The organism is Nocardia sp. NPDC059154 (assembly GCF_042755705.1).
Lineage (GTDB): Bacteria > Actinomycetota > Actinomycetes > Mycobacteriales > Mycobacteriaceae > Nocardia.
The window spans coordinates 33,000-39,834 of sequence record NZ_JBHZCS010000045.1; the positions used below are offsets into that span (position 1 = coordinate 33,000).

A 6,835-nucleotide genomic window follows, 5' to 3' on the forward strand; every position below is an offset into this window, starting at 1 on the left:
CTCGTCCGCCCCGCTCGGAGCCGGTTCTGCCTGGGGTGACGGCGAGTTCGCGCGCCCCCGTCATGACACGCCGCCTCCCCGAATGGAATGCGCCACAGTGCGAAAATTGTCCGGAGATGCGGTTAAAGCTGTAGGTAGCTGCGGGGATAACGTTAGAGACCGGCACCGGAGATCCCGGGGGCCGACCTGAAAGCGGAGGAACAATGACCCGCATTGCGATCATCGGTGGCGGCCCCGCCGGATATGAAGCGGCGCTGGTGGCGGCACAGCACGGGGCGCCGGTCACGCTGATCGACAGTGACGGCATCGGCGGCGCGTGCGTGCTGTGGGATTGCGTGCCGTCCAAGACCTTCATCGCCTCCACCGGCGTGCGCACCGATCTGCGCCGCGCCCGTGACCTGGGCATCACCGTGCATCCCTCGCAGGCGCAGGTGCGCCTGGCCGAGGTGAACTCCCGCGTCAAGGCGCTCGCGCAGGCCCAGTCCTCTGATATCCGCGCCAAGCTGCAGACCGCCGGCGTGACCGTGCTGTCCGGCTACGGCGAGCTCATCGACCAGGCCCCGGGTCTGGCCACCCATCTGGTCAAGGCCACCCTCGCCGACGGTCAGGAGCGGGTGATCGAGGCCGAGGTGGTGCTCATCGCCACCGGCGCCAGCCCGCGCGTGCTGCCCGGCGCGGAACCGGACGGTGAGCGAATCCTGAACTGGCGTCAGCTCTACGACCTCAAGGAGCTGCCCGAGACCCTGGTGGTCGTCGGGTCCGGTGTGACCGGCGCCGAATTCGTCTCCGCATATACCGAGATGGGCGTGCAGGTGAAACTCGTCTCGAGCCGCGACCGCGTGCTGCCCGGCGAGGATGCCGACGCCGCCCTGGTGCTGGAGGATGCGCTGGCCGAGCGCGGTGTGGAGCTGGTCAAGCACGCCCGCGCCGACGCGGTGGAGCGCACCGCCGAGGGCATCGTGGTGAAGCTGTCCGACGGCCGCAATATCAGCGGCACCCACGCGCTGATGACCGTCGGTTCCATTCCGAACACCAACGGGCTGGGCCTGGCACGGCTCGGGATCGAGCTGGACAAGGGCGGATACCTGCGGGTGGACCGGGTTTCGCGGACCACCGCGCCCGGTGTCTACGCGGCCGGCGACTGCACCGGCCTGCTGCCGCTGGCCTCGGTGGCCGCCATGCAGGGCCGCATCGCCATGTACCACGCGCTGGGTGAGGGCGTGCAGCCGATTCGCCTGAAGACCGTTGCCTCCGCCGTGTTCACGCGCCCGGAGATCGCGACCGTCGGCGTCTCGCAGACCGCCATCGACAATGGCGAGGTTCCGGCCCGCACGGTCATGCTGCCCCTGAACACCAACCCGCGCGCCAAGATGTCGGGCCTGCGACGGGGTTTCGTGAAGATCTTCTGCCGCCCGGCCACCGGCGTGGTGATCGGTGGCGTCGTCGTGGCCCCTATCGCCTCGGAACTGATCTTGCCGATCGCGCTGGCCGTGCAGAACAACCTCACGGTGAACGATCTGGCGCAGACGTTTTCGGTGTATCCGTCGCTCACCGGATCGGTCACCGAGGCCGCGCGTCAGCTCATGCGGCACGACGATCTGGACTAGCCGCAACACGTTTCGGACCCCTTTGTTACCCGCCCGTCTTGCTGCCTTGTCTCCCTTGTGATTAAGTTCGCGGCGGAAGCGATCGGCAGGGCGGTCGCGAGCGTTACGTAACGGGGGGTTCTCAATTCCCCTCCGATACGAGGCTCTTCGATGCCCGGAGCGATCGTGCCGCCGAGGGACGAAGGAATTGAGCGAAACGTGAAGCACCGCAAGCCGAGTCGGATCAAGGCGAGCACCTCCCTGACGCTGGCCGGTGCGGCCGCGGTGGTGTCGCTGCTGTCCGCGCCCGCCAATGCCGCCCCCGCCGACCCGGGCGCGGTCCCGGCGGATCAGCAGCAGCCCGACGGCACCCAGCCGCCCACCGAATCGCCGGCCCCGGACGCGAAGGCACAGGTCGTGCCCGCGCCCAAGCCGGAGAACGTGCAGCCGGGCACCACCAAGCCGCAGCAGAGCCAGCCGGGCGTCACCACCCCGACCACGCCGAACACCCCGGCACCGGACAACGGTGCGGCCAAGCCGGATTCGGGTCAGCCGCAGGGCGCCACCCAGCCGGACGGCACCACCCCGAAGCCGGACGCCAACGCGCCCAAGAGCGATCCGAACGTGCAGCCGGCCGGCACCGACCCGCAGCCCGCGCAGCCCAAGTCGCTGCGGCCCTCGCAGCCGGGTGTGACCGTGCCGCGCGTGGCGCCGCTGCCGGTGCCGGGTCAGTCGACCCAGGCCCAGCCCGCGGTCACCACCCCGCAGCCGAACCAGCCGGGCCAGCAGACCCAGCCGGGCCAGCAGCCGGGTCAGCAGGGCGCCCAGCCGGTGAAGCCGAACGACCAGAACGCGCAGCCGGCCGTCACCACCCCGAACCAGGATCCGGCCGTGGACACCATGACCGGCCAGCCGACCGTCACCCCGCAGCAGCAGCCGCACTGGCAGTCGCCCGCGGTGGACACCGCCCCGGCCGCGCCGGTGGTCGAGATGACCGGTCCGCACACCGAGCTCGGCGTCAACCTCGACGGCGGCGCGGTGCTGCCGGGCTGGGCCGCCAACACCCACCACTTCAGCAACCTGGACGGTTACGTCGGCACCATCGGCTACACCACACCGGGCGGCATCGGTGAGGCCGGCATGTCGCTGGACTTCACCAAGGTGAACCAGATCAAGGTGACCGCGTTCGCGGGCAATGGTCCCGACAACGACCAGAAGATGGAGTTCGTGCTCGACACGGCCGCGGCCAATGCGGCCAAGGCCGATGCGGAGAACTTCATCCGCCTGCTGCCGGGCGGCGCTACCGTCCTGGAGGCCGCGGGCCAGATTGGTAAGCTCCCCCAGGGTGATCGGCCGTCGCAATCGGTCGACGTCGCCGGGGTGACCGCACAGGTGGGCGGCTCGGTTCAGTACTGACAGGTCCGTCAGGGACCGGATACGGTGCCGGCGGGAGCAGTGTTGTCGCGTGGGGCGGTCGGGAGCGACCGCCCCACGTGTCTGTGGCGAAAGGACGGGTGATGGCTTCGGGCAAGGACGAATCCGCCGACCGTCAGGTATCCGAGGGCCGGCAGCCGGAATCGGCCGGTCCGCCGGATTCCGGGTTCGGGCCCTCGCTCAATGATTTCGGGCCGTCACTCAATGATTTCGGGCCGTCGCTGAACGACTTCGGTCCCGCGCCCACCGCCGCCGCCCCGGGCTGGAGTCCCGCGCCCGCTCCGCAGAGTCCCGATCTGTCCTGGCGGCCCGCGGGCGCGCCGCCGCAGTTTCGCGCACCCGACGCGTGGCAGCCGGTCACCGGTCAGTACCCGGCCGTCACCGGAATGTCCACGGGCCAGTATCCGGCCGTGGACGGCGCCGGGCAGGCGAGTACCGCCGATGTCGAACAGACCGTGAGAATCCCGCCTGGTGGGTCGCAATCGGCAGCCGCGGACGCGGCGACGCCCCGCGCCGCTGATCCGTCGGCCGCCGAACGGAATTCGGCGGGCGGTGACGAGACCTCCGAGCCGGACGGGCCCGCGGATTCCTGGTGGCGCTCCGCGCCCAGCGGCTTCCCGCCCGCGCCGCCATCGGAATCGGCTGCGGCCCAAGGGGAATCGCTGTCCTGGGCGGACGATCCGATCGTCAAGGCGCTGGCGCCGAAAACCCCTGTGCCGGAGCGCAAGCCGGAGTCCGAGGGCCCGCCGTGGCGCCGGATCGGCCTGATCGCGGGCGCGGCGGTGCTGGTGCTGGCGGTGGCCGGCGCCGCGGTCTTCGCGGTCACCCGCGGCAAGGACGACACGGCGGCCGGCGGGGCCACCACCACCGGCGCGGCCGCGCCCACCGCGACCGACGCCGCGCTGAGCTGCCCGGCCAAGCAGGACGGCAAGCTGACCATCGGCAACGGCGCGGGCGGCACCGGCAGCGGTGTCGACGCGATTCTCGGCTTCGAGCACGCCTTCTACGTGGACCGCAACGGCGCGAAGGCGCGCACATTCGTGGTGCCGGAGGCGACGACGGTCCAGCCGGCCGACGTCATCCAGCACAAGGGCATCGATCTGCTCAAGCCGGGCACCACCTACTGCCTGAAGATCGTCGAGGTCGGCCCGGAGTCCTACGACGTGGACATCACCGAGCATCACGCGGACGGCACCACCGATGTCTACACCGAGCACATCATGACCACGGTGCGTGACGGTAAACACCTGATCATGTCGATCGAGTAGCCGGACCTGGGCGTCTGGTGGAGGCCGGGGCCGGTCCACCGGCGCCGAAGTGGACCTATCGTCCCATGATTCGGGAATGGGATTTCATATCCTGGTAGCCGTGTGACATGGTGGAATTTCGCATACCCCGGCATCGCCTTCGGAGGTGTTTCCATGTCCGCGACCTTCCCGCCCCTCGCGCGGCGTCTCGACGGCCTGCAGAGCTCGGCGATTCGTGACCTGCTCAAGCTCACCTCGCGCGCGGACATCATCAGCTTGGCCGGAGGTTTGCCGGACGCCGAACTCATGCCCCGCGACCGCATCGCGGTAGCCGCCGACGCGGCGCTGTCCGACCGCGCCCGGCTCCAGTACACCGAGTCCCCGGGCTGGGGCCCGCTGCGCGAGGTGCTGGCCGCCCGCGAGTCCGGGCGGCTGGGCCGCGCGGTCCCGGTCGAGGAGATCTTCGTGACCCACGGCTCGCAGCAGGCGCTGTCGCTGCTGTCGGAGGTGCTGCTGGACCCGGGCGCGCTGGTCGTGGTGGAGGATCCCGCGTATGTCGGTGCGCTGCAGGTCTTCCGGGCCGCCGGGGCGCGCATCGTCGCCGTGCCCCTGGACTCCGAGGGCATGCGCCTGGACGCCCTGCGTGAGCTGCTGGCGGCGGGGGAGCGCCCGGCCGTGGTCCACACGGTCAGCAACTTCCACAATCCGGGCGGGGTCACCCTGAGCCCCGAGCGCCGCCGCGAGCTGGCGAATCTGGCCGAGCAGTACGGCTTCTGGATCATCGAGGACGACCCGTACGGCGAGCTCTGGTTCGACCGGCCCTCGCCCGCGCCGGTGGCGACCCACTCGCCCAACGTGATCCGCCTCTCCAGCGCCTCGAAGATCCTCGCCCCCACGCTGCGCGCGGGCTGGATGATCGCCCCCGCCCCGGTGTGCCGCGCCGTGGAGCTGCTCAAGCAGGGCGCGGACCTGTGCGGTTCGGCGCTGACCCAGCAGATCACCGCGGACCTGCTCGCCGACACCGAATGGCTTGCCGGCCACGTGGATTCGGTCCGCCAGGTCTACGGCACCCGCGCCAAGGCGCTCGTCGACGCCGTGCGCGGCCGCTTCGGCGACCGCGTCTCCAGCACCGACGCCGCCGGCGGCATGTTCGTGTGGGTCGACTTCACCGACGGCACCGACACCACCGCCCTGCTGTCCCGGGCGCTCGACGCGGGCGTCGCCTACGTCCCCGGCAATGCCTTCGCCGTCTCCACGGACTACACCCACTCGATGCGGCTGTGCTTCACCACGTCCGACGAGGCGACGCTCGCGGAAGCCGTCGACCGGCTGGCCAAGGCGCACGCGTCCGCGTAGTGCTCACACCCAGTCGGGCGTAGTGCTCACACCCAGTCGTAGGTGCGTTCCACCGCCTTGTTCCACTCGCCCATGAGGTGGTCGCGGTCGGCGGCCGGCATGGCCGGGGTCCAGCGTTTGTCCTCGGCCCAGTTGGCGCGGATGTCGTCGGTGGAGGACCAGTAGCCCACCGCGAGACCGGCCGCGTAGGCGGCGCCCAGGGCGGTGGTCTCGGTGACGACCGGCCGGACCACGGTGGCGTCGAGGATGTCGGACTGGAACTGCATGAGCAGTTCGTTGACCACCATGCCGCCGTCCACCTTGAGGGTGACCTTCTCGACATCCAGGCGCTGCGCGTCGGCATCGGCGCGCATGGCGTCGATGACCTCACGGGTCTGGAAAGCGGTGGCCTCCAGCACGGCTCGGGCCAGGTGACCCTTGGTGACGAAGCGGGTCAGGCCGGCCACCACGCCGCGCGCGTCGGGCCGCCAGCGCGGGGCGAACAGACCGGAGAAGGCGGGAACCACGTACGCGCCGCCATTGTCGGCGACCGTGCGGGCCAGCGGTTCGATCTCCTCGGCGGCGGAGATGATGCCCAGATTGTCGCGCAGCCACTGCACCAGCGAGCCGGTGACCGCGATAGAGCCCTCCAGCGCGTAGACCGCGGGCTGATCACCGAGCCGATAGCAGACGGTGGTGAGCAGCCCGTGCTCGCTGAAGACCGGGATGGTGCCGGTATTCATGAGCATGAAATTGCCGGTGCCGTAGGTGTTCTTGGTGTCGCCGGGGGACAGGCAGGCCTGGCCGAAGGTGGCGGCCTGCTGGTCGCCGAGAATGCCGGCCACCGGGACGCCCGCCAGGGCGCCGGTGGTGATGGGCGCGTAAACCTCGGAGCTGCTGCGGATTTCGGGCAGCATGGCCATGGGCACGCCGAATTCGGCGCAGATCTGCGGATCCCATTGCAGCGTGCGCAGATCCATCAGCATGGTGCGCGAGGCATTGGTGACGTCGGTGATGTGCAGGCCGGTCAGGTTCCACAGGATCCAGCTGTCCATGGTGCCGAAGCACAGTTCCCCGGACTCGGCGCGCAGCCGCGCGCCCGGCACGGCGTCGAGGATCCAGCGCAGTTTCGGCCCGGCGAAATAGGTGGACAGCGGCAGGCCCGTGCGGTCGGCGTAGCGGTTGGGGCCCTGGTCGCCGGCGAGTTCCGCGGTGAGGTCGGCGGTGCGGGTG

5 protein-coding genes are annotated in these 6,835 nt (G+C 70.5%); 4 read left to right on the plus strand and 1 reads right to left on the minus strand.

Annotation, left to right across the window (positions count from 1 at the left end; genetic code table 11):
* Positions 1-203: 203 nt before the first annotated feature.
* From ACFXN1_RS32575 to ACFXN1_RS32590, 4 genes are all read left to right on the plus strand, one after another.
* On the plus strand, positions 204-1,607 hold the full coding sequence (locus tag ACFXN1_RS32575) for an NAD(P)H-quinone dehydrogenase (protein WP_379394881.1): 1,404 nt from the start codon (positions 204-206) through the stop codon (positions 1,605-1,607).
* 198 nt (positions 1,608-1,805) lie between these two features.
* A complete protein-coding gene (locus tag ACFXN1_RS32580; RefSeq protein ID WP_379440431.1) occupies positions 1,806-3,002 on the plus strand; it encodes a hypothetical protein in 1,197 nt (398 codons plus the stop codon).
* Between the two features lie 101 nt (positions 3,003-3,103).
* Positions 3,104-4,288 carry a hypothetical protein gene (locus tag ACFXN1_RS32585; RefSeq protein WP_379440430.1) on the plus strand — a complete coding sequence of 395 codons (1,185 nt, stop codon included), beginning with the start codon at positions 3,104-3,106 and terminating at the stop codon, positions 4,286-4,288.
* Positions 4,289-4,441: 153 nt separating this feature from the next.
* Positions 4,442-5,623, plus strand: a complete 1,182-nt coding sequence (locus tag ACFXN1_RS32590; protein WP_379440428.1) for a PLP-dependent aminotransferase family protein — start codon at positions 4,442-4,444, stop codon at positions 5,621-5,623.
* A 26-nt stretch (positions 5,624-5,649) separates the two neighbouring features.
* Here the strand turns inward: ACFXN1_RS32590 and ACFXN1_RS32595 are convergent.
* Positions 5,650-6,835 (minus strand): FGGY family carbohydrate kinase (locus tag ACFXN1_RS32595; RefSeq protein ID WP_379463741.1); only part of this gene is annotated, 1,186 nt, incomplete at its 5' end.